Here is a 21238-nt window from a genome sequence, read left to right on the forward strand (position 1 = left end):
TCCAAGCAGGGGCGCAAGCTACCGCCACCCACGTATGGATATGCCGGGGCGGGAAACATGACGGCCCGGCCTCATCCCTGTCGGCGCCACTGGCAATTCCCGTGGCCAGATCGATGACGCCCTCCACTACGCGAGATCACTGGGCTCGAGGAACGGGGGCGCTCCGTGTTGTGAGGGTGGGGCGGCGGGCAACACATAGGTTCCGGAGAACCCCCGGTTTCGGTAACCGGGGATGTGCAGCTACGATCCGTCGGCTTCGTATCGGTCCGTGGCTGCGCGTGCTGTCGTTCCTCGTGGCCCGCGCCAGGGGCTCTAGCTCAGCGGGACTGTCCGGCGTGGGATGTGGGCGGCGTGTACGCGCCCGGGAGCCCGGAATCGGTCGGTGGGGCGGTCTGAGTGCGAAGGCGGCGGGCCTGCGCGGTTCGTGCGCCGGGGCCGGGTGCGCGCCGGTCGCCGAGGCGTTGGATGCGCCACACGAGGACTTCGGATGCTGACTTGGCGTCGTCCAAGGGGCGGTGCTGGGCTGCCTGCTGGAGGACGGTGGCCGGGTTGTGGCCAGCGGCTTCGGCGGCGGCGAGGCTGGCGGTGAGTGCGGGCCAGGCGTTTTCGGTGAGGATCTGTTCGGCGTGGCGGGGCAGGACCTCGTGCAGGGTGAGGGCGTACCGGTGCACCGTGTTGTCGGAGGGACTGCGCCTGGCGAGTGCGGCGAGGCTGGCGTGGGCTATCTGGGCGTAGGCGGCTTGCAGGTGCGTGAGCGCCTGACGGGCGGCGGCCACCTGCCGGTCGTGGTGGTGCAGTGCGCTGTGGCGCTGGACTGCGAGGACGACGAGGATCGCGGCGTCCAAGAGTATGGCGAGCCCGGTGTGGTCCGCGGGCTGGTAGCGCATGGCCTTCAGCGCGCCCCGCAGTGCGCGGGCGTGCTGGTGGTCGGCGCGGGCGCGGGTATGGGCGGCGTGTTCGAAGGCGACAGCCGCACGGTGGAGTTCGGCCTGGAGCCGGACAGGAGCATGGGCGGGTAGCGCGTAGAGGACTTCGCCGAAGACGGTCAGGTGGGCCTGGACGGCGCCGTCGTCGGCGCGGGCGAGGTGGTGGGGGATGCGTTCGGCGGCAGCGGTGGCCACGTGCCACGGGCTGGGGCGGTGCTGGCGAGCTGATGGGGTTGCGGTGGGCTGTGCCTCGGTGGCGGCCAGGCGCTGTCGGATCTGGGGGAGGGACAGGTCGGTGGCGAGGCTGGAGCCGGAGAACCAGATGGGTGTGCCGTCGTCGGGCAGGGCGACCTTGTAGCCCTGAAGGTCACCGGAGGGCACTGTGCGGGTCTCGACCTGAAGGCCGGCATCGGCGAGCAGGTTGAAGAACTCATCCAGATCCTTCGCGTGGGACATTGCGGTACGCACGATGTGCCGCAGCCGCTCACGCGCGGTGTTGTCGTGACCCAGGCGCTTGGCCTTCTCCTCCTCGGCCCGGGTGGAGCGCTTCGCCGCCGAGGTGCCAGCAGCAGCTTCGGGACCACGTGTAACCCGGGTGAGGCCCAAGTCTTCCTCGACGGCTCTGAGTTCGTTCATGGCGCGGTGGTAGTCGTTCCAGTTCCGCGGCGGGCGCAGATCACCGCGCACCTTGGTGGCGACGATGTGGATGTGGTCCTCCGCGTGACGCACAGCAACCCACCGGCAGCCGTCCGGATCGCCATCGGGCGCGATGCCGGTCGCGTGCAGCACGCGCCGGGCGACGGTGGCCCACTCGGCGTCGGCGAGGATGCGGTCCTCGGGCGCGGCGCGGATTGAGCAGTGCCACACGTGTCCCTCAGGTGCCTTGTCGCCGGCTTGCTTGACCCGCAGATCCAGGGCCTTGGTGAGCTGGCCGAGCCGTTGCTTGTGGCCAGGGCTGTCCCAGGGGCCGGGGTCGGGGATGAAGTCGTCCCAGGAGGCGACGATGTGCTGGTCGGTGTGTTCGTTGGCGCGGCCTTTGTCGAAGAGGTAGGCCAGCACGCCGTAGGCCCTGTTGCCCGGCTTGACGATGTTCGCGATCACTTCAGACCGCCCACTTCTGCCCAGCTGCCCGGAAGGCGGCGTCGTCGATCGCCCGGACCGTGTCGTGGGCGGTGGCGAGCAGACGATCCGCCCGGTGAAGGATCGCGGCGTCCACAGGGTGTGGATCGCCGTCCGCATTGAGGCGGCGGGCGATCTGGTTGACGTTGTTGCCGATCCGGGCGATCTGCGCCCTCATAGCGGCGAGCTCGTCGACCGCATCGTCGTAGACCGTGCGCTCGGCAGCGACGGTGATCTCGCCGCGGACGCGGGCCATGGTGGCGTCGGCAATGTAGCGGGCCATGGTCACGTGAGCGGTCTTCGCCGACGACTGGATGTCGTGCTTCTCGTGCGGCGCGAAGCGCGCGGTGACGTGCTCGGAGCGCTGCGCATCGACGTTCGCGCGGCGGTATGGCGCACGCTGCGTGGCCCCAACAGAGGGATCGCGCGGCTGCTCGCCGGCGACCACTCGCTCCTGTTCCGGCACGCCCTCGTGCCGGAGCTGCTCCTCGGCCACCCCTGGGGCGGAGGGGTCCGCGATGGACCGGCCTATGGACGGTCCATCGCCATTGCTTGCTGCGCTGTCGAGGCCGGTGATCATCTCCTCCTGAGGAGTGGGGAGTTCGTTGTGCGAGTCGTGCATTGAGTGGTTTTCCTTGGGAGTTGAGGGTGGTCTCAGTGCGGGTGGTCGACGGGCGCCGTCGGCAGCTCGGCCTTGACGGTGCGGACCACCTCGCCGGCGGTGTCGCTGGCCACGCTGTAGCCGTCCTTGCGCACGGCTTCCTCCAGCAGGTCACGGGAGAGACGGCCGTGCTCGCGGTAGAGGTCACGGGCGTACTTGTTGAGGAGGTCCCGTGTCGCGCGCGGTTTGGAGGCCGGGCGCTTCGACTCCGCCCGCCGGGCTGGGCTTTGGTCGCTGTCCGGCAGTTCATCGCCCGGTTCTCGTTCCGGGCCGACGGTGGTGTGGACGGGCTGTCGCGGGCGGTTTTCGAGCTGGGGACGGGCTGCCCGGTCGGCGGCGTCATCGCCCGCGACCTTGGAGGACGGGCGGCCCGAAATTTCTGCCCGCTCTCTTGCCGTGGCCCGCGGGCGGGCCGTCGCGGAGCCGCCCCTCGTACGTGCGGCGGGTTCGGGCCAGCGCGCGGGCAATGGCTTGGAGGCCAGGGCAGTGACCTGTTGGCGGGTGGCGAGCTTGCGCAGCAGCAGCTCGTCCTGGCGTTCGTCGCGGTCGATATCGGCATGCTCCAGAGCCTGGTGCAGGCGGCGGGTGAGGCGTCGGCCTCGCCACTTGGTGCGCTTGTCGGGCGGCATGATCTCTACCCGGAGGATCAGGGTGACGGCCCGGTCGAGGGCGCGGTCGCGGATGATCCGGGCGGCATCGGCGTCCCGGTCGGTAATCCCCAGACGAGCCAGCAGCCGTTCGCGTGCTTGTCGGGTGAGGATGGCGGTCAGGCTGCGGGAGTCGGCGTGCGGGCTGCGGTGGCGCAGTTCGATGCCCATGGCCAGGTGCCAGAGCACGGCCGCCAGGACCGGGCCGACGACGGCCCGCACAGTTCCGCCGACCAGGCCGGACTCGGCGTAGGCAGGCACGATCTGCACGCCGGTGATTACCCAGGTAAGAGTGCCGGGCGCGCCAGGCGCCTGCTTCGGGCCGTTGAGGTTCTGCCGGGCCATGAGCGCGGTGGCGAACAGGGCGAGTTCGGCGGCGGCGAACATCGCGGCGCGCTCGGTGGTGCTGCCCATGTCGAGGTAGTCGGCGGCGAAGCGCCAGCTGGTGTCCGCGCTGTAGGCGGTGCAGCCGATCGCGGCGACGGCGGCGACCGGGATCGCGGCGGTTCTACGGCGCTGTCCAGCGCTCGGCTTCCGCAGGTACCGCTGCAGGGACCATGTGGCGGACAGCGCGACGACGAACAGGGCGGCCATGGCTGCTGGCGCCGGGAGCCAGTGCGGCAAGGCGGGCATGCCGAGGTCGTTGGCGTTGATGAGTGTGGTGGTGCCAGGTGTCATGCAGAGGCTCTCCAAGGGGTCCACACGTTCGAGGGCATGCGGAAGCGCGGACGGGCGGGGCGGTGAGGAGGGAGCGCGCGTCGTTCAGGCGGCCGGCGCGGTGCGTCGTCGATCGGGCCCGGTGAGGATGACCCGCTCGGTCATCTCTGCGAGGCGGGAGGCGACGCGGTCGCCGAGCGCTGTGCGGAGCTCGGCGGTGGGGAGGTTGGTGGTGATGAGGGTGGGGAGCATGTGCTCGTACCGGTGGTTGATGAGCCGGTAGGTCAGCTCCTCGGTCCATTCGCTGGTCTTGGCCGCGCCGAGGTCGTCCAGGAGCAGCAGCGGGCAGCGGGCCAGCGTCTGCAGTTCCCGTTCGCCATCGTGGCCGGCGCGGGGGCGGAGCCGCGCGTGGAGGTCGGCGGACGTGGTGGCCTCCCAGCGCAGGCGGACACCTCGGGTGAGGAGGGCGCGTACGGCGCCGTACGCCTGGTGGGTCTTGCCGGTGCCGGTGGGGCCGGCGATCAGCAGCGACGGGCCCTCGGCGATGCCCGGTCCGGTCGGGCCGGGGCGTCCGGCGCGGGCGATCTGGTCGGCCCAGGCGGTGATCTGGGGGTGGTCGGCCAGGGCACGGCGGTAGCGGGCGGGGATGCGGGCGTCGGCGAGTTCCAGGGCGGTGACGGTCTCGGGCGCCGGCTCGTGTGCGACAGCGGTGGTGGGGTCGATGCCGCGGTTGGCGAGGATCGTGTTGAGCCGGTCGGTGATCGCGCCGACGGGCTGGGGTGCGCGGGTGAGGGTGGCGGTCAGAGCTCATCTCCGTAGGCGGCGACGACGTCGGTGGGGTTCGTCCACGCCCGGTGGGCGGCGGGTGTGGCGGAGGCGGCGGCGTTCATGACCTCGTGGACGAGGCTGGGCAGGACGCCTGGGGACAGGCCCTTGACCCGGTGGCGTTCGAGGGCGGCCCGGAGGTGGGCGGGAGCGATGCCCTCGTCGAGCAGTTTGCGCACCTGACCGCCGAGATGGTTCAGGAAGGCGCCCGGCGGGCGGTGATTGCAAGCGGCGACGTACTCGCCAAGGAGCTGCTTGGCCGAGACGGTGTCGGGCGCGTGGGCGCTTGCGCCCCCCGAAGGGATATCTCCTAGATCCACGGTCCTAGGTCCTAGATCCGGACGGTGAGACGCCACTGCTGCTTCATGGAGCGCTCCCTGATCCGTCACGGAGGACTTCGTGACGCGCTCCTCACCTGCGGTTTCGCTACAACGCCTCGGATTCAGGGCGGACTCACGGGACTCGCCGGAGCCCTCACCGAAGACTCCGTGAGACGGCAGTGAGGACTCCGTGACACCGGCGCTCATGGCGGGAGCGGCAGCGACCGAAGCGTCGTGAATCGGGCAGGCAGGGAGGCGGCTCTTGCTGGGCCGGTTGATCTTCTGATGCTGGTGCCAGGTCACGACGTGCAGGTACCGCTTGTGATCCGGCCCCTTGTAGCGGCAGATCAGGCCGGCGTCGGCGAGCTGGGCGAGGTCCGTCTCGACATCGGACGGGGTGTGCTCGGGGCGCAGCACCCACAACTGCCCGGCGATGATCGCGGCGTGGTCGCGGTGGCGGCCCTGGTCGTCGGCCTGTGTGAGTAGGCCGAGGAAGGTGCGCTCGGCAGTCAGGGAGACCGCGGCCAGGGACTCGGAGACGAAGGCTTCGGGCTTGATGGTGCGGATTCGTGCCAAGTGCGGGGCGGTCCTCACTCGGTGGCCTGTGCGTGGACATCACGGCTCACCGTCGGTCGGGGCGGGATTCGAGGGGGTGTTGGCGCGGACGCGCGCCGGGAAGCGATTGCGTTTCCGGGGTGTCGTCAACATAGCCACACCCCAGTCGCGCAAGTCCAGCCCTATCCGGCGCAATCTCTCACGGCAGAAAGGCCGCGAGAAATGGGGCTCGGTGGCGGGCGGGAGAAAAACCGTAAGGCACGATCCGCTGTTGACCAAATAGTTGCCCGAACTGCAGAGCCAGAAGCATCACATCGGCAAGCCGTTGACGAGCCGCAGACGGGGAAGCTACAACACAACACCCCACGTCAAAGCCATGATCGGCACACTGTTCCGCGCCCCTTCCCGACCCTCCGGGAACCGCATCTCGGCGAACGACGCGAGCGCAACATAGACCACGATCGCCGGTTACCCAAACCGGCGAATGCACCTTTCAATTGGAGCCATGCCCCCACGCTCACTGGAAGTCGGGCCCGCAGGAATTCAGGCGGCCCGCACCATCGAAATCCTCCGAACCGAACGCGGCCTGTCACAAAGCCAGTTGGCTCGCCACGTGACCGCCCTCGGCCACCCGATGTCCAACACCATGCTGTCCCGCATCGAACGCGCCCAACGACGATGTGATGCCGACGACCTCGTCGCGATCTCCGAAGCCCTCCTCGTCTCGCCTCTCGTGCTGCTGCATGGGCCGACCGCCACGTGACGAGGGACGCTCAGTACCGCTGACCGAGCGTGCCCCCACCCAGTAAGGACCCGCCCTTCTTGCACCACTCCGACATACCCCCTGCCCCCGTGCGACGCCTTCCTGGCGGCGAGGGCGGAGCCCCCTTGCCCCGCCTCTATCGTCCTGAAGAAATCGCCGAAGCCCTCGGCTGTTCCGCCTGGTGGGTCAAGGACCGGGCCCGACGCGGACTCATCCCGCACACCCGCGTCGGCCGCGCCTACCGCTTCACCGCCGCGCACCTCGCGGAGATCGTTCGCCTCCACGAGGAGCGCCCGCAGCGATCCGTCACTGGCACATCGCCGAGTCGGGCAGTGACAAGTCCTCCCGCTGCACGAACTCGTGCCACCCGGTCTCCTGGGCCGACTACGGCCTCGACGCCAGGGCGTCTGCGGGCTCGACCGCCCCGCCGTACCCAGTACGAGATCGTCGCGTAGCTCGCCCGCGCGCAGTCACAAGCCAAGAGCAGGGGAGGAAAAGGGAAGTTGGGTTTCGCGGAGAAGCGCGGAAACTACTGGCGCGGCCGGTACAAGACCGAGCCCGGCAAGCACCTCACGGTGGTCGATGGCAACGGCAAGGCGATCCGGTTCGCCACCAAGGGAGAGGCCCAGCGCGCCGCGAGCGAGGCAGAGAACAAGTACCGGCGCGGCGACTGGCGCGACCCAGCACTCGGCCAGGAGACCTTCGGCGAGTACGCGAACCGCTGGTACGAAACCCAGGATCTGGCCGCCTCGACCATGCAGAACTACAAGCGCCACATCGAGGAGCACCTGCTCCCCGACTTCGAGGACAAGGCGCTAGCCGGCATCCTGCGCACGGACGTCGACCTGTGGGAGAAGAAGGAGAAGGCCGTTTATGCGGCCTCCAGCGTCAAGACCTGGCGCTCGACGCTCCACCTGATCTTCGAGGACGCGATCGACGAGGGCCTGATCACCTCGAACCCGGCCGCCAGGCGGCGCGGACGCGGCAAGCGCGCCGGACGCTCCCGTGACCGTGGCCCGGAGAAGGTCGTCACCGACCCGCTCGGCATCCTGCTGACCGCGGAGCGCGCCGCGCTGCTCTCCGGCCGTGACGACGAGTTCGTTGCCGTCGTCCTCAAGGGTTACACCGGCATGCGCTGGGGTGAAATCGTCGGCTTGGAGACAGAGTTCGCCCGCCCCGGGGTTGTCCGCGTCGAATGGCAGCTGTACGAACTCGACACCGGCGAGCTCGTGCGCTGCCCGCCCAAGGACGACAGCTACCGCACCATCGACACGATGGACTGGCTGTCGGCCCTGGTCGCCAACCACGTCGCCCGCACGAAGCCGAAACCCTGCCCGTGCCACGGCAAGACCTACGTCTTCCGTGGTCAGGGCGCGGCCCGCACAGGCGGCCACCAAGGCGCGAAGCTAGTCGACGTCGCACGCCGTGCCGAAGTCTCCACGGGCACGGTGTCCAACGTCCTCAACCACCCCGACCGTGTCACCGAAGCCAAGCGGATGAGGGTGGAGCAGGCCATCGTGGACCTTGGGTTCGTGCGGGGCGGCGCGGTGGCTCAGAACGCAGCCCATTGGCGCCGAAACGGCTTCGCGACCTGGCTGTTCACCCCGGCGGTCTCCGGCTGGTACCCGAAGAAGGCACCCCAGGAAACCCGCCCCGTACCATTGCTTGGCGAACCATGGCCCGGAGTCCCGGCCCGAGGACGCGGAGCCAGCGACCGGGCCGACGCCTGTTGGCTCCCGATCGCCAAGGGCCTCACACCCCACGGCCTCCGCCACACCCACCGAACCGTGATGGAGGATCTCGGCACCGAGAAGGTCCTCATGGACGACCGCATGGGCCACATCGACGGCTCCGTCTCGGCGCGCTACGCCCATGTCACCCCCGGCATGCGCCAGCGCCTCATGCTCGGATTGACAGAGCAGTGGGAGACGGCACTCGACACCCGCCTGGTGATGAGCCCTACGTCACCAGTGCGCGTACTCGGCGATCTCCTACGTGCGCGCAGGGAATCACGTAAGCCTGTGGAGTCCTTGCGGTGAATGCTGCTGTGCCATCTTGCGGGGGCAGCGTCAACCTCGTGGAGGTCACCTCGCTCCGGAGGTTATGGCAAACGCCCGGTGAAAGGACCAACAGACCTGGCTCAATAGGCACATGGAGATTGGCGAGCACTGGGCGTACCGCGCGAGGCCGAAGGACCTGGGTAGCGAGGTCCGCCAGGTGGAGGTCGTACGCGTGGGCAGCTCCGGCAGGTCTGGCTGGGTCCACGTGCGGTTCCTCGAAGGCGATGCTGCTGGCCTGCAGGAGTGGGTCAGTTCCGGCTCTCTCGTAGCACCGTGGGCGGATGTTGATACGTTCCGCGCGGATGACGCGGCGGAGCTGGCGCTGGCCGAGTCCTCCCGTCACGTCCGGGGCAGCACGGATTTCGAGGCCGCCCGCATGATCCTGGGCTTCGTCCGTCCGAAGAACAGGCTCCGCCTGCGCCGAACGGTGGCCGACGCCGGGGTCCTGGAGCTGAGCCGCCTCGACGAGACGGCACCGCTCATCGGCATGGATGCAGCAGAGCTCCGCAGCGAAGCCATGGTGTACGAGAACCGCCACGGCATGTGCCTGGCCGGGTGGCCGGTCACTGAGCGCGTCACCCGCCAGGTCGCCAGCCGCCTCGCCGACGAGATCCTTCCGGAGGTGGACCGCAAACAGCAGGGCATCGAGCAGGAGCGTGCCCAGTCCTCCTGGTACTCCTACAGCCGGAGGGACGACCGGAAGCTGGACGCGGAGGCAGCTGTCCTGCGAACCGTCTGGGCCTGGTGCGGCGAAGACAAAGCCGACCGCTACGACGAGTTGGTCGCACTGCGCGCCGAGGTCATCAGGCTGGGGGAACTCGTCGAGAAGGCGGTCAAGTCCCTACGCGACCGAGGTCATGGCGTCATCGCCTCCACCATTGAGCGCGACCTGGGCGTCCATATCGCCACCCTTGATCCTGATGTGCGTCGATGACGCCGCGCCATGGGTCCGGCTCCGGCTTGGGAGGCGCTGGCTGAGCCTGGGGCTTCTCCTTCTCCGGCCGGTCCGGGTGCCACCCGTCGAGGAAGGGCCGCAGTTGCTTCTTCGTCGGCTTCGCGCGGAAGGCACGGGCGGCCAGGCCCTGGCCGTTCGTCGTGGGGTCGAGCTGATCGGCCTCTGCGTTCCCCCAAGCTGACCACTCACGCAGCCTCTCAGCTTCGAGGGCGTCCTCTGATGTCGCGGCGACCTCATCCAGCGCGGCACAGAACGCCCGGATCTCACCCGCGGCCCGCCACTGTTCCAGGGCCGTGCCGAAGCGCTCGGTCCGTACCGCATGAACCGCCTTGACCGAAGCCGCATTTACCGCGGCTTCCCACTCCCGCCGCGCGCGCTCCTCCCGCTCCGCCTCCAGCCGCCGGCGCTCGTCCTCCTTACCCTCCCGCTCCTCTCGCAGGCGCCGCTGCTCTGCCTCCCGTTCCAGCCGGACCCGCTCCTGCTCCTCCGCGCGTGCCTTCAACGCCCGGAAGATTGAGGTGATCTGCTCCTCCAACGGCTTTTTGGTCGTGTCGGCCCATTCCTTCTTCCAGCCGTAGTTGTAGCTGTAGCCCGAGTTCTCGCTGACCAGTAGCTCCAGTTCGCCGGACGGTTCGAACTTGTGGGCTGGGGCGACCCGTTGCCAGTCGTACGTGCGCAGGCCCGGCTGCTTGGGGACGTACTTGACCTGCTTCTGCCGCTCTCGGAAGCTGATCTCGTACGTCCTGCCGTGGACGGTGAGCAGCGGCCTCGGTTGCTTGCGCTTCTTGGACACCGCGATCTCGCCGTACCGCGCGAGAGCCTGCTCGGCGAGCAGCCGGAGCAGCGCGAGGACTCTCGGCAGGATCTCCTCGGAGATCTCGAAGGCGCTGTGGTCCTTGGTGACCGCAGCGAGCACGTCCTCGACGTCGGTGATCACGCGGCTCCGCGCCAGGCGGATGCGGTTCCACTCGGTGTCGTCCTCACCAGTCACCCGGAGCAGGCCGAGGAAGAAGTCGCCCTTCGCCCGCCCGCTGTACTTCAGGTGATACCCCTCCGGAGCGCACTGCCGCGCCGCGTCGAAAGCCCTGCGATACCGAGCCCGTTCCGCGTCGCTGGGATCCGGGATCCGAAGGAATCGTCCGGCTTCCTGCACCTGGGTGATGAGTGCCGGTCCGACCGTCACTGGTGACGGGCGCGGAGGTTTCACAGCACGCTTCGGGGAGGGCTTCGTCTCGGTCGGGGGATCGGCATCCTGCTGAGGGCGAGAGGCAACCGGCACCTCGGCTTCAGACGCCGCCGCGCGAGGCTTGCGTGGAGCCAACTCCGGACGGTCGGGATGATGCCCGTGCTCCAGGTAGAAGCGTCCCACGTCAGTGATCTCCGCCTGCCACCTCCCCTTCTTCCTGGGCATGGTCACCAAGCCCCGGTCCCTGAGCGCGCGAGCCGTGACGGCGAGCTCGGGGCTGTTGGACGTGACGGGGTCGGCTCCGCCCCCGATGCGGGTGAGGAGTGCGAGCTGCCGGTCATTTAACGGAGACCAAGGGTGCATGGCGATCGTCGTACCGTCTGTGGTCTCTCCAGCACAAGCCCACGACTCGCTGGAACCGGTGCACACCGAAGCGGCGTGCTGGTGCTCTGGAGCTAAGCGGCGCTTTCCTCCTGAACCACGTCAGCGATCTGCTGCGCGATCTCCTCGATGGAGTAGTCGCTGGTGCTCATCGCCACTTTGTCTGCGAGGGAGGGGCTGTAGCGCCGGACGTCTTCTGCACTCAGGTTGTGCCAGATTGGCAGGAGTGATTGCTCCCCGGCCACATTACGGGTGACGAGTCCGTCGAGTTCGTGGTTGGTCCAACCCTTGGCGAAGAAGGGGGCCGAGAGCACTACGATGCCGAAGCGGCTCGCCCTGATCCCTTCATCGATCTTGCGGCGGAGGCTGTGGCCGATCCGCATCTGGGCTTCGTCGAGCCAGACAGTCACACCCAGCTTGGTAAGCGCGTCTCGAAGGGGGCGGGCAACAGCTCCTTTGTCCTCGGACGCGTGGGAGATGAAGACGTCCCAGGTCTGGCCACCAAGTATGTCGCCAGTAGGCTCCTCCGGTTCATGGACCGCGACGGAGCGGGCCGGACTGCCCTGTGGGTCGCGGGCCGGGGGCAGGAAGCCCCGCGGAGGTGGCTGGACTTGGACAGACGCAGAGATGCGACCGGAATAGCCGCCAAGGTCGATGGCCACGACCCACTGTCCGTTACTGGGGATGGTGATCTGGTGAGGCGAGCGAGTGACGCGACCGCCCAGGTACCGGTATCTCTTCCCCGACTTGTATTTGCTGTACTCGCTGCGCGTCATCACCTGGACGTTGGCTTGGTTGTGCAGGGTGACGATGACCGTGGAACCTCTCTTGAGGTTGCCGAGGTCTTTGTAGAAGTAGTCCACGGGTGCTCCTGGAGATGTGCGGCCGAGCACGTCTCAGAGTAAGGACTGCCACTGACAACCGGAGGCGACGATGTCTGAAGCGGGGTGGAAGCCCACGTCGGCTGGACGCTCGTCTCTCCCCTGGCGCTAGGACTCGGGGAGCCGTCCGGGAGCCGCTCACTGAGGTCGGCTCCCAAATGGCTCCCAAACTGGGCCCACAAAGCAAATCAGGCCCGGTTCTGATCTCTCAGAACCTGGCCTGACCTGGTGTTTCAGCTGTCGGGGTGGCGGGATTTGAACCCACGACCTCTTCGTCCCGAACGAAGCGCGCTGCCAAGCTGCGCTACACCCCGATTGTCGCTACTTGTCGCGGCGACGTCGTTTACTTTAGCCCACCGGTGGCCGGAGGCGAAATCCGGTTTTCGCGCGGTGGCGGACCGGGTTCGGGCGGGCGTGGTCGAGGGCGATCAGGAGGATGGCGAGGGCGTAGAAGGAGAGGCCGAGGAGGAGGGCGTTGCCCAGGACGCTCTTGTAGCTGTGGAGGTCGGCGTCCAGGAAGGGGTAGAGGTAGCGGCCTGGGGTGCCCGGCGGGATCAGTTCGCCGCGGGTCAGGGAGAGGGCCAGGTAGGCGAGGGGGTAGAGGAGCCACGTGGCGGCCTGGCGCAGGTGCAGGCGCGCGGGGGGTGTGAGGAGGAGCCAGTCCAGGAGGGCCGCTGCGGGGATCACCGTATGGAGGAGCTGGTTGGTGATCGCGTGCCAGCCCGTGGGGGAGGCCGCGGCGCCCGTCAGGGGGAACGGGCTCGCCTCGTTGGCCAGCAGCAGGTGGTACACCAGGCCCGTGATCGTGACGTAGAGGAGGGCCGCGCCCGTCACGGCGGACGGCAGGGGGCGGCGGGCCGTCCACGCTCTGCGGGCCGAGAACGCCATGACCAGTGCCAGCAGGATGGTGCTCTGGATCGAGAAATGGCTCAGGACCCGGACCGGGCTGCCGAGGAGCAGGTCGATCGTCACGGTCGCGGTCGCCGCGAGGGCGATCAGCAGGCGGTAGGCGGTGGCCAGGGCGCGGCGGGTGGGGGTCACCACCGCCGTGGCGGGGACGAGCGAGGGCAGCAGCGCGGGCATGCCCGGGATGGCGGGCAGATCCGGGATGTCCCTGGGTATCGGGGCGGTCATGCCCTCACGCTAGGCAGGGGCGACAAAAGGGGCGATGCGGGCGGGCCGTGCGGGTTAACCCTGACCCGCCCGACCTGCCCGGGGCCGACCTGTCTGGGGCCGGCCGGCTCAGGTCCGACAGGCCTGGTCCGATCTGGGTGGTCCCACCTACGTGGCCTGTCCAGTCCGACCGGACCGTTCCCTACGTCCAGACCGTCCCGTACGTCCAGTCCGTTCAGTGCGAGCGGCTCATCCGGTCCGGTCCCGCCCTATCCCCGCGCCACCAACGTCAGCAACGTCGCTTCCGGCGGGCAGGCGAAACGTACCGGTGTGTAGCGGTTCGTGCCGCAGCCGGCCGAGACGTGGAGGTACGACGTACGCCCCTCCGCGGTGTGCGTGGACAGGCCCTTCACGCGGTCCGTGTCCAGGTCGCAGTTGGTGACGAACGCGCCGTAGAAGGGGAGGCACAGTTGGCCGCCGTGCGTGTGGCCGGCCAGGACCAGGGGGTAGTCGTCGGCGGTGAAGGAGTCCAGCACCCGGAGGTACGGCGCGTGCACCACCCCCATCGCGAAGTCCGCGCCGCCCGACGGACCGCCCGCCACCTGCGCGTAGCGGTCCCTCTTGATGTGCGGGTCGTCCAGGCCTGTCAGTTCGATCGACGCGCCCTCGATCTTCAGCGTGCCCCTGGTGTTGGTGAGGTTCAGCCAGCCGGCGCCGTCGAAGGCGTCCCGCAGGTCCTCCCACGGGTTGTGGATCGCGTTGACGGCGGGCGCGTTGCCGTTCAGGCCGTGGCGGCCCTGGGCCTTCTCGAACAAGTACAGGGCGGGGTTGCGGAGTTTGGGGCCGTAGTAGTCGTTGGAGCCGAAGACGTACGCGCCCGGGAACTCCATCAACGGGCCGAGCGCGTCCAGCACTTCCGGCACGCCCTCCGGGTCGGAGAGGTTGTCGCCCGTGTTGATCACGAAGTCCGGGCGCAGCCCGGCCAGGGACCGCAGCCAGCGCTGCTTCTTGCGCTGGCCGCCGACCATGTGGATGTCGGAGACCTGGAGTACGCGCAGGGGGCGCATCCCGGCCGGGAGGACGGGGACCGTCACCCGTCGAAGGCGGAAGGAACGGACCTCGAAGCCCGCCGCGTACACCAGACCGGCGGTGCCGGCCGCCACGATTCCCAGAGGTACTCCATATCGTGCGCGCATACGCCCATCGTGTCAGACCGCGCGGGTGCCCCGTGCCCCACCGTCCCTTAAATGAACGGGCGTCCGGGGTTCGACACCTGCGACAATCAAACCCATGACCACGCTCAAGTCGAAGCTGCAGGAAGACCTCAACGCCGCGATCAAGGGGCGCGACGAGCTCCGCTCCTCGACGCTCCGGCTGACCCTGTCCGCGATCACCAACGAGGAGGTCTCGGGCAAGACCAAGCGCGAGCTCTCCGACGACGAGGTGCAGAAGGTGATCGCCCGCGAGGCGAAGAAGCGCCGTGAGGCCGCGGACGCCTTCGCGCAGGGTGGTCGGGCCGAGTCGGCCGAGCGGGAGAAGGCGGAGGGCGAGGTCCTCGCCGCGTACCTGCCCCAGCAACTGTCCGACGAGGAGCTGGAGCGGATCGTCGCCCAGGCCGTGGAGGATGCGAAGGCCGCCGGCGCCGAGGGGCCGCGGGCCATGGGCGCCGTCATGAAGATCGTGAACCCGAAGGTCGCGGGCCAGGCCGAGGGCGGACGCGTCGCCGCCGCGGTCAAGAGGCTCCTGGCGGGCTGACCGGGAAAGAGAGTCCGCGCAGGGAACTCGCGCAGCGAACCTGCGGAGAGAACTCGCGCAGCGAACAGAACGGCCCCTTCACTCTCGTACGTACGAGAGTGAAGGGGCCGTTCCCTGTCAGGGGACCCTCAGGCCACCGACTCAGTCACGCCCGCCGTTCCCGTTCCCGTTGCCGTTCCCGTTGCTCGTGCCCTGGAAGAAGCCGTCCGGGAAGGAGAAGGTCGGGGTCGGGTTGGTGCCGCCGTTCGTGCCGCCGTCGGAGGTGCCGCCGTTGTTGTCGCCGTTGTCCCCGTCCCCGTCGTTGTCGCCGTTCCCGTTCCCGTTCCCGTTGCCATTGCCGTTTCCGTCGCCCTTGTCCTTGTCCCTGTCGGGGTTCGGGATGAAGACGGTGTTGAAGCGCTCGACGGACTTGCCCTGGAGGGCGCCGGTCATGGCGTCCTTCCAGATCGGGCCCGGGACCTCGCCGCCGTAGACGAGCGGGCGGTAGACGCCGCCGATGGTGATGTTCTTCATGTGGACCTTCTGGGTGGCACTGCCGACCCAGACCGCGCCCGACATGTTCGGGGTGTAGCCGACGAACCAGGCGTTCTTCCGCTCGTCCGTCGTACCGGTCTTACCGGCGCTCTGGCGGTCGGTGAGACCGGCCTGCGTACCCGTACCGGAGTCGACCACGCCACGCAGGAGCGTGTTGACGGTGTCCGCGGTCTTCTCGCTCATCGCCCGCGAGCAGGTCGACTTCGGTACCTCCATCGACTTCTGCTCGTCGCCGACCTTCTGCGTGATCGACTCGATGGCGACCGGCGTGCAGTACATGCCGCGGGAGGCGAAGGCGGCGTACGCGCTCGCCATCGTCAGCGGCGAGAGGCCCACCGAGCCCAGGGCGATGGCGGGACGCTCGGGAAGCTTGGTGCCGTTGCCCTGCCGGACCTGGAGCTTGTCGGTCATGTTGACCACGGGGCACAGACCGATGTCGGAGATCATCTGGACGAAGTAGGTGTTGACCGACTTCTCCATCGCCTCCCGCAGTCGGTACGGCCCGACCTCGGACTCGGCCTCGTTCTCGACGGTCTGCCCGCCCTGGTTGGTCCAGGGCTTGCTCCCGCAGGTCTGGACCGGGCTCGGGTACTCCATCTCGTACGGCGACCCGTACTCCTGCGACGCCGGACGGCCCTCCTCCAGGGCCGCCGCCGCCACGAACGGCTTGAACGTCGAACCGGTCGGGAAGCCGAAGTTGGAGCCGCCGTAGGCCGCGTCGACCGAGTAGTTGTACTCGGTCTCGTTCTTGCCGTAGCCGTACGGCTTCGACTGGCCCATCCCGACGATCTTGCCGGTGCCGGGCTCGACCAGGGTGGACGCGGCGGCGACCGAGTCGCTCTTGTTGATGTGATCTTCGAGCGACTGCTCGACCGAACTCTGCGCCTGCGGGTCGAGCGTCGTGCGGATCGTCAGACCGCCCTGGTTCCAGACCTTCGACCGCGCCTCACGGGACTTGCCGAAGACCGGGTCGCTGAGGAAGACCCGCTCCACGTACTTGCAGAAGAAGCTGGCGCCCTGGACGGCCGTGATGCAGCCGTTCTTGGGCTGGCTGACCTTGAGGCCGAGCGGCTCCTTCATGGCCTTGGCGGCGTCCGCCTTGGAGACGTCACCGACCTCGGCCATGCGGGCCAGCACCGTGTTGCGGCGCTTGGTGGCCTCCGCCTCGTCGTTGACCGGGTCGTACCGGCTGGGCGACTGGACGATGCCGGCGAGGAGCGCCGACTCCTGGAGAGTCAGGTCCTTCGCGGACTTGGAGAAGTAGCGCTGGGCAGCCGCCTCGACGCCGTAGGCCTGCTGACCGAAGAACGTGATGTTCAGGTAGTTCTCGAGGATCTTCTTCTTGCCGAGCTCCTCCTCGACCTGGATCGCGTACTTCAGCTCCTTGATCTTGCGGCCGAGGGTCTGCTGGATGGCCTGCGCGACCTTCGTCGGGTCGTTTCCGGCCTCCTCCACGAAGACGTTCTTCACGTACTGCTGGGTCAGCGTCGAGGCGCCCTCCGCGACGCCGCCGCTCTGCGCGTTCTTGTTCAGCGCGCGCAGGACACCCTTCAGGTCGATCGCGCCGTGCTGGTAGAAGCGCGAGTCCTCGATCGCGACGATCGCCTTCTGCATGTACGGCGACACGCTCTTGAGGCCGACCACCGTGCGGTCACGCGAGTAGACGGTGGCGATCTGGCCGCCGTCCGCGTCGAGGATCGTGGTGCGCTGGCTCAGCGGCGGCGTCTTCAAGTTGGCCGGGAGCTCGTCGAAGCTCTCCACCGACCCCTTGGCCGCGAGACCCAGCGCACCGGCCGCGGGCAACGCGATGCCGGCCATCACCGCCCCCGCGAGCACACTGACACCGAGGAACTTGGCGGCCTGCTGCGTGGTGGACAGACCACCGCCCGAGCGCTTGTTTGGCATGGGGGCAGCCTACGTTCTCATTCGCCGGACACGCGTATATGCCTTGGCCTAAGCTGCTCTCAACTGTCACAGCTGTAGGGCTACGTATCAATACGTCCGGCGACCCCGAATCGTTCCGGATCTTCCCTGGTTTTTTTGAGGGGAACGTGTCCGAATCCACCTCGTGTGTCACCTGGTGCCCGTTGTGACGTCATGCAACCGTCCCGGTATGCCGGAACAGTCACGTATGTCGCGGGCTCACTCCCCCGGGTGATCTGCCGCTTACGCATAGTCCGTTCGGGCCATTCAAGATTGGGCCCGAAGGGGGTGTTGCGCTGTGCCCACCTTCCGTAACGTCCTCAACTGGCGGCGGTGAATATGCCGCTGCCGCCGTGGGGGAGCCTCGATTCGGGAGAGGACGGCGCCGGTATGGGCTGGGTAACCGACTGGAGTGCGCAGGCGGCCTGCCGCACTACCGATCCGGATGAACTGTTCGTTCAAGGAGCAGCGCAGAACAGGGCCAAGGCGGTGTGCACCGGATGCCCGGTGCGGACCGAGTGCCTTGCTGACGCGCTCGACAACCGCGTCGAGTTCGGCGTGTGGGGAGGGATGACGGAGCGGGAGCGCCGCGCACTGCTGCGCAGGCGGCCGACTGTCACTTCATGGCGCCGACTCCTTGAGACTGCGCGTACGGAGTACGAGCGGGAGTACCAGCGAGGGGCCGGCATTCTGCCCCTCGACGACGACGAGGTGTACGAGAACTACGCGGCGGTCAGCTGAGGGCATTCCCCTCGGTCACGTCGGGCTCGGTCACCCCGGGCATCGGTTCAGATCTCGGCACCGGTTCAGGCGCCGGGTCCGGGCTCGGGCAGCTCTGGTTGAGCGGTCGCGAGACGGTTTCCGATGTCCCGGAGACCCGCGAGGTCGTGTACATCGCCGGGGAGCGCGGCCACTTCGGTCACCGCCACCTCCGGGTGGCGCGCGGCGAAGCGGTCACGTGTGCGCTGCTCGCGGGAGAGCAGCCGCATGCGCTCGGCATGCAGCCTCAACAGGCCTGCGGTGAGTTGATGCTCTACGGACATCTCCTGCTGTGTGTCCTGCGGAGTGACGGTGTCCTGCGGGCTTTCCGTGTCCTGCGGCGCGGCGGGGGAGCCTTCGTCAGGAGTCGGTGTCCCGGAAGCGGGAGATTCTGAACTGTCGTACGTGTCGGGAGAGTTACGAAGTCCAGCTTTCCCGTCCCTCTGATCCACAATGCGGGGCTCTTCAAGATTTTCCGCGGCGGCGAGCGCCCGCTCGGCCGACAGCCGGTCGGCGCCGCTGCCGTGGACCCGGTTGAGCACCAGCCCCGCCAGCGGCATGTCCTCCGCCGCCAGCCGCTCCACGAAGTACGCGGCCTCCCGCAGCGCGTCCCGCTCCGGGGCCGCCACCACCAGGAACGCCGTCCCCGGCGCCTGGAGCAGCTTGAACGTCGCGTCCGCGCGCGTGCGGAACCCGCCGAACATCGAGTCCATCGCCGCGACGAACGTCTGCACGTCCTTGAGCAGTTGCCCGCCGAGCACCTTGCCCAGCGCGCCCGTCATCATCGACATCCCGACGTTCAGGAACTTCATCCCCGCCCGCCCGCCGACCTTCGCCGGCGCCAGCAGCACCCGGATCAACTTGCCGTCCAGGAACGACCCCAGCCGCTTCGGCGCGTCCAGGAAGTCGAGCGCGGAACGGGACGGAGGCGTGTCGACGACGATCAGGTCCCACTCGTCCCGCGCGCGCAGCTGCCCCAGCTTCTCCATCGCCATGTACTCCTGCGTGCCCGCGAAGCCCGCCGAGAGCGACTGGTAGAACGGGTTGCCGAGAATCGCGGACGCCCGGTCACCGTCCGCGTGCGCCTCGACGATCTCGTCGAACGTGCGCTTCATGTCCAGCATCATCGCGTGCAGTTCGCCGTCGCCCTCCACGCCCTTCACCCGGCGCGGGGTGTTGTCCAGCGAGTCGATGCCCATCGACTGCGCCAGCCGCCGGGCCGGGTCGATGGTGAGCACGACCACTTTGCGGCCCCGCTCCGCCGCACGCAGCCCGAGAGCCGCCGCCGTGGTCGTCTTGCCCACGCCGCCCGAACCGCAGCACACCACGATGCGGGTCGTCGGGTCGTCGATCAGCGGGTCGACGTCGAGCACGCGCACGGCGGAGATCCGATGCTGTGCCTGAGCGCCCTGGTCCCGACTCATGCGATCTCCTGTTCCCGCAGCTCCGTGGCGAGCTCGTACAGGCCCGCCAAGTCCATGCCCTCGGCGAGCAGCGGCAGTTCGTGCAACGGCAGCCCCAGATCGCCCAGCACCGCTCGCTGGTCGTGCTCCAGCGCATAACGCTCGCCGTACTCCTCCGCCTGCCGCAGCAGCGGGTCCACCAGCCGCTCGGCATGCCCGCCGCGCCGCGCCCCGCCGAGCCCGGCCGCGGACAGCGCCTGCGCCACGGCCGTCCGCGGCACCGTCCGTACGAGTTCCAGGTCCGCCTCGTCCAACACCTCCGGCCGCACCATGTTCACGATGACCCGCCCCACCGGCAGCCGCGCCGACCGCAGCTCGGCGATCCCGTCGGCGGTCTCCTGTACGGGCATCTCCTCCAGCAGCGTCACCAGGTGCACTGCCGTCTCCGGCGACTTCAGCACCCTCATCACCGCCTGCGCCTGGTTGTGTATCGGGCCGATCTTCGCCAGACCCGCGACCTCGTCGTTGACGTTCAGGAAGCGGGTGATGCGGCCGGTCGGCGGGGCGTCCATCACGACGTAGTCGTAGGCGAACCGGCCGCTCTTGTCCTTGCGCCGCACCGCCTCGCACGCCTTGCCGGTCAGGAGGACGTCCCGGAGGCCCGGCGCGACGGTGGTCGCGAAGTCGATCGCCCCGAGTTTCTTCAGGGCGCGGCCGGCGCTGCCCAGCTTGTAGAACATCTGGAGGTAGTCCAGAAGGGCCAGTTCGGGGTCTATGGCCAGCGCGTACACCTCCCCGCCCCCTGGAGCGACGGCGATCTTCCGCTCCTCATAAGGCAGCGCTTCCGTTTCGAAGAGCTGCGCGATGCCCTGGCGGCCCTCGACCTCGACGAGAAGCGTCCGCTTCCCCTCCGTCGCGAGGGCCAACGCGAGGGCGGCGGCGACCGTCGTCTTTCCGGTCCCGCCCTTGCCGCTGACGACCTGGAGCCTGCTCACGTATTCGAGCGTAACCAGTTGGTGCGCGGAGTAAGCAGCAGGCTGTGGATAACGCGGGCGGAACCTGGGGGTGGGCAGCGGCTAAAGTCGGCCACATGACCAAGTGGGAATACGCAACCGTGCCTCTGCTCGTCCACGCCACGAAGCAGATTCTGGACACCTGGGGCGAGGACGGCTGGGAGCTCGTCCAGGTCGTGCCCGGGCCGAACAACCCCGAGCAGCTCGTGGCCTACCTGAAGCGGGCCAAGGCATGAGCTCGGTCGAAGCGCGGCTGGCCGAGCTGGGGCTGACGCTTCCGGCGGTCGTGCCGCCGCTCGCCGCGTACCAGCCGGCCGTGCAGTCCGGTGTGTACGTGTACACGTCCGGGCAGCTGCCGATGGTCGAGGGCAAGCTGCCCGTCACCGGCAAGGTGGGTGCGGAGGTCACGGCCGAGGAGGCCAAGGAGCTGGCGCGGATCTGCGCGCTGAACGCTCTGGCCGCCGTGAAGTCCGTCGCGGGTGACCTGGACCGGGTGGCGCGGGTCGTGAAGGTGGTCGGCTTCGTGGCCTCCGCCTCCGACTTCACGGGGCAGCCGGGGGTCGTCAACGGCGCGAGCGAGCTGCTGGGTGAGGTGCTGGGCGACAAGGGCGTCCACGCGCGGAGCGCGGTGGGGGTGGCTGTGCTGCCGCTGGACGCACCTGTTGAGGTCGAGGTTCAGGTGGAGCTGACGGGGGTGTAGCGCGGCCTTCGGGTGGGGGGTGGGGTCGGGGCCGCGTCGGGGGGGGTTCGTTCTCTGAAAAGAGAGGGGGGTGGTTTTTTCCGAGGTAACAGCGTTTACCCC

General features: G+C 68.7%; 20 protein-coding genes and 1 tRNA gene. 8 read left to right on the plus strand and 13 right to left on the minus strand.

Features of this window, described 5'->3' with window-relative positions:
• Window positions 1–317: 317 nt before the first annotated feature.
• From ACZ5VD_RS15535 to ACZ5VD_RS15555, 5 genes are all read right to left on the minus strand, one after another.
• The gene (locus ACZ5VD_RS15535) at window positions 318–2027 is read right to left on the minus strand and encodes a mobilization protein (protein ID WP_468682475.1); all 1710 of its coding nucleotides are present in this window, start codon (window positions 2025–2027) and stop codon (window positions 318–320) included.
• A 1-nt stretch (window position 2028) separates the two neighbouring features.
• Window positions 2029–2667 carry a plasmid mobilization protein gene (locus tag ACZ5VD_RS15540; RefSeq protein WP_468682476.1) on the minus strand — a complete coding sequence of 213 codons (639 nt, stop codon included), beginning with the start codon at window positions 2665–2667 and terminating at the stop codon, window positions 2029–2031.
• A 32-nt stretch (window positions 2668–2699) separates the two neighbouring features.
• Window positions 2700–4031 (minus strand): hypothetical protein, encoded by a 1332-nt coding sequence (locus tag ACZ5VD_RS15545; RefSeq protein ID WP_468682477.1) that lies wholly within the window; start codon window positions 4029–4031, stop codon window positions 2700–2702.
• 84 nt (window positions 4032–4115) lie between these two features.
• Window positions 4116–4814 (minus strand): ATP-binding protein, encoded by a 699-nt coding sequence (locus ACZ5VD_RS15550; RefSeq protein ID WP_468682503.1) that lies wholly within the window; start codon window positions 4812–4814, stop codon window positions 4116–4118.
• A complete protein-coding gene (locus ACZ5VD_RS15555) occupies window positions 4811–5731 on the minus strand; it encodes a hypothetical protein (RefSeq protein ID WP_468682478.1) in 921 nt (306 codons plus the stop codon). The genes ACZ5VD_RS15550 and ACZ5VD_RS15555 overlap by 4 nt, the downstream gene beginning before the upstream one ends.
• A 484-nt stretch (window positions 5732–6215) precedes the next feature.
• Here ACZ5VD_RS15555 and ACZ5VD_RS15560 point away from each other — a divergent pair, with 484 nt between their 5' ends.
• From ACZ5VD_RS15560 to ACZ5VD_RS15575, 4 genes are all read left to right on the plus strand, one after another.
• Window positions 6216–6473 carry a helix-turn-helix domain-containing protein gene (locus tag ACZ5VD_RS15560; protein ID WP_301998446.1) on the plus strand — a complete coding sequence of 86 codons (258 nt, stop codon included), beginning with the start codon at window positions 6216–6218 and terminating at the stop codon, window positions 6471–6473.
• An 89-nt stretch (window positions 6474–6562) separates the two neighbouring features.
• Complete coding sequence (locus tag ACZ5VD_RS15565) at window positions 6563–6928, plus strand: helix-turn-helix domain-containing protein (RefSeq protein ID WP_468682479.1); 366 nt, start codon at window positions 6563–6565, stop codon at window positions 6926–6928.
• 48 nt (window positions 6929–6976) lie between these two features.
• Window positions 6977–8512, plus strand: coding sequence for a LacI family DNA-binding transcriptional regulator (locus ACZ5VD_RS15570; protein WP_468682480.1), 1536 nt, complete (start codon window positions 6977–6979; stop codon window positions 8510–8512).
• A 112-nt stretch (window positions 8513–8624) separates the two neighbouring features.
• Entirely contained in the window at window positions 8625–9467 is an 843-nt protein-coding gene (locus ACZ5VD_RS15575; protein WP_468682481.1) for a PE-PGRS family protein, read from the plus strand.
• Here ACZ5VD_RS15575 and ACZ5VD_RS15580 read toward each other — a convergent pair.
• From ACZ5VD_RS15580 to ACZ5VD_RS15600, 5 genes are all read right to left on the minus strand, one after another.
• A complete protein-coding gene (locus ACZ5VD_RS15580) occupies window positions 9397–10899 on the minus strand; it encodes a PE-PGRS family protein (protein WP_468682504.1) in 1503 nt (500 codons plus the stop codon). The genes ACZ5VD_RS15575 and ACZ5VD_RS15580 overlap by 71 nt on opposite strands.
• Before the next feature lie 230 nt (window positions 10900–11129).
• On the minus strand, window positions 11130–11918 hold the full coding sequence (locus tag ACZ5VD_RS15585) for a DUF1883 domain-containing protein (RefSeq protein WP_468682482.1): 789 nt from the start codon (window positions 11916–11918) through the stop codon (window positions 11130–11132).
• 258 nt (window positions 11919–12176) lie between these two features.
• Window positions 12177–12250, minus strand: a tRNA-Pro gene (locus tag ACZ5VD_RS15590).
• Window positions 12251–12284: 34 nt separating this feature from the next.
• Window positions 12285–13070, minus strand: coding sequence for a Pr6Pr family membrane protein (locus tag ACZ5VD_RS15595; protein WP_468553665.1), 786 nt, complete (start codon window positions 13068–13070; stop codon window positions 12285–12287).
• Window positions 13071–13318: 248 nt separating this feature from the next.
• On the minus strand, window positions 13319–14245 hold the full coding sequence (locus tag ACZ5VD_RS15600) for a metallophosphoesterase (protein WP_468553664.1): 927 nt from the start codon (window positions 14243–14245) through the stop codon (window positions 13319–13321).
• A gap of 94 nt (window positions 14246–14339) precedes the next feature.
• Here ACZ5VD_RS15600 and ACZ5VD_RS15605 point away from each other — a divergent pair, with 94 nt between their 5' ends.
• Window positions 14340–14804 carry a GatB/YqeY domain-containing protein gene (locus ACZ5VD_RS15605; protein WP_468553663.1) on the plus strand — a complete coding sequence of 155 codons (465 nt, stop codon included), beginning with the start codon at window positions 14340–14342 and terminating at the stop codon, window positions 14802–14804.
• Between the two features lie 141 nt (window positions 14805–14945).
• Here the strand turns inward: ACZ5VD_RS15605 and ACZ5VD_RS15610 are convergent, their stop codons facing one another.
• Window positions 14946–17243: a transglycosylase domain-containing protein gene (locus ACZ5VD_RS15610; RefSeq protein ID WP_468682483.1), complete on the minus strand. Its 2298-nt coding sequence runs from the start codon at window positions 17241–17243 to the stop codon at window positions 14946–14948.
• Window positions 17244–17651: 408 nt separating this feature from the next.
• Here ACZ5VD_RS15610 and wblA point away from each other — a divergent pair, with 408 nt between their 5' ends.
• Window positions 17652–18002 (plus strand): transcriptional regulator WblA, encoded by a 351-nt coding sequence (gene wblA / locus ACZ5VD_RS15615; RefSeq protein ID WP_468553741.1) that lies wholly within the window; start codon window positions 17652–17654, stop codon window positions 18000–18002.
• A 65-nt stretch (window positions 18003–18067) separates the two neighbouring features.
• Here wblA and bagB read toward each other — a convergent pair whose 3' ends face one another.
• Entirely contained in the window at window positions 18068–19444 is a 1377-nt protein-coding gene (gene bagB / locus ACZ5VD_RS15620) for an ATPase BagB (RefSeq protein ID WP_468682484.1), read from the minus strand.
• Window positions 19441–20418 (minus strand): ATPase BagA, encoded by a 978-nt coding sequence (gene bagA / locus ACZ5VD_RS15625; protein WP_468553660.1) that lies wholly within the window; start codon window positions 20416–20418, stop codon window positions 19441–19443. Before bagA ends, bagB begins: the two co-directional genes overlap by 4 nt.
• A 95-nt stretch (window positions 20419–20513) precedes the next feature.
• On the opposite strand from bagA, the gene ACZ5VD_RS15630 reads away from it, so the two are divergent.
• Together ACZ5VD_RS15630 and ACZ5VD_RS15635 are read left to right on the plus strand one after the other, a co-directional pair.
• Entirely contained in the window at window positions 20514–20672 is a 159-nt protein-coding gene (locus ACZ5VD_RS15630; RefSeq protein WP_020129281.1) for a DUF4177 domain-containing protein, read from the plus strand.
• Window positions 20669–21136 (plus strand): RidA family protein, encoded by a 468-nt coding sequence (locus tag ACZ5VD_RS15635; RefSeq protein WP_468553659.1) that lies wholly within the window; start codon window positions 20669–20671, stop codon window positions 21134–21136. Before ACZ5VD_RS15630 ends, ACZ5VD_RS15635 begins: the two co-directional genes overlap by 4 nt.
• Window positions 21137–21238 lie beyond the last annotated feature (102 nt).

Source organism: Streptomyces sp. NPDC032822 (genome assembly GCF_055578825.1).

Excerpts from the sequence above, each read along its gene's own strand:
- ACZ5VD_RS15540 (WP_468682476.1), bottom strand. The coding sequence starts at position 2,667 with ATGCACGACTCGCACAACGAACTCCCCACTCCTCAGGAGGAGATGATC.
- ACZ5VD_RS15545 (WP_468682477.1), bottom strand. The coding sequence starts at position 4,031 with ATGACACCTGGCACCACCACACTCATCAACGCCAACGACCTCGGCATG.
- ACZ5VD_RS15560 (WP_301998446.1), top strand. The coding sequence starts at position 6,216 with ATGCCCCCACGCTCACTGGAAGTCGGGCCCGCAGGAATTCAGGCGGCC.
- ACZ5VD_RS15575 (WP_468682481.1), top strand. The coding sequence starts at position 8,625 with ATGGAGATTGGCGAGCACTGGGCGTACCGCGCGAGGCCGAAGGACCTG.
- ACZ5VD_RS15580 (WP_468682504.1), bottom strand. The coding sequence starts at position 10,899 with ATGCCCAGGAAGAAGGGGAGGTGGCAGGCGGAGATCACTGACGTGGGA.
- ACZ5VD_RS15595 (WP_468553665.1), bottom strand. The coding sequence starts at position 13,070 with ATGACCGCCCCGATACCCAGGGACATCCCGGATCTGCCCGCCATCCCG.
- ACZ5VD_RS15600 (WP_468553664.1), bottom strand. The coding sequence starts at position 14,245 with ATGCGCGCACGATATGGAGTACCTCTGGGAATCGTGGCGGCCGGCACC.
- ACZ5VD_RS15605 (WP_468553663.1), top strand. The coding sequence starts at position 14,340 with ATGACCACGCTCAAGTCGAAGCTGCAGGAAGACCTCAACGCCGCGATC.
- ACZ5VD_RS15610 (WP_468682483.1), bottom strand. The coding sequence starts at position 17,243 with ATGCCAAACAAGCGCTCGGGCGGTGGTCTGTCCACCACGCAGCAGGCC.
- wblA (WP_468553741.1), top strand. The coding sequence starts at position 17,652 with ATGGGCTGGGTAACCGACTGGAGTGCGCAGGCGGCCTGCCGCACTACC.
- bagB (WP_468682484.1), bottom strand. The coding sequence starts at position 19,444 with ATGAGTCGGGACCAGGGCGCTCAGGCACAGCATCGGATCTCCGCCGTG.
- ACZ5VD_RS15630 (WP_020129281.1), top strand. The coding sequence starts at position 20,514 with ATGACCAAGTGGGAATACGCAACCGTGCCTCTGCTCGTCCACGCCACG.
- ACZ5VD_RS15635 (WP_468553659.1), top strand. The coding sequence starts at position 20,669 with ATGAGCTCGGTCGAAGCGCGGCTGGCCGAGCTGGGGCTGACGCTTCCG.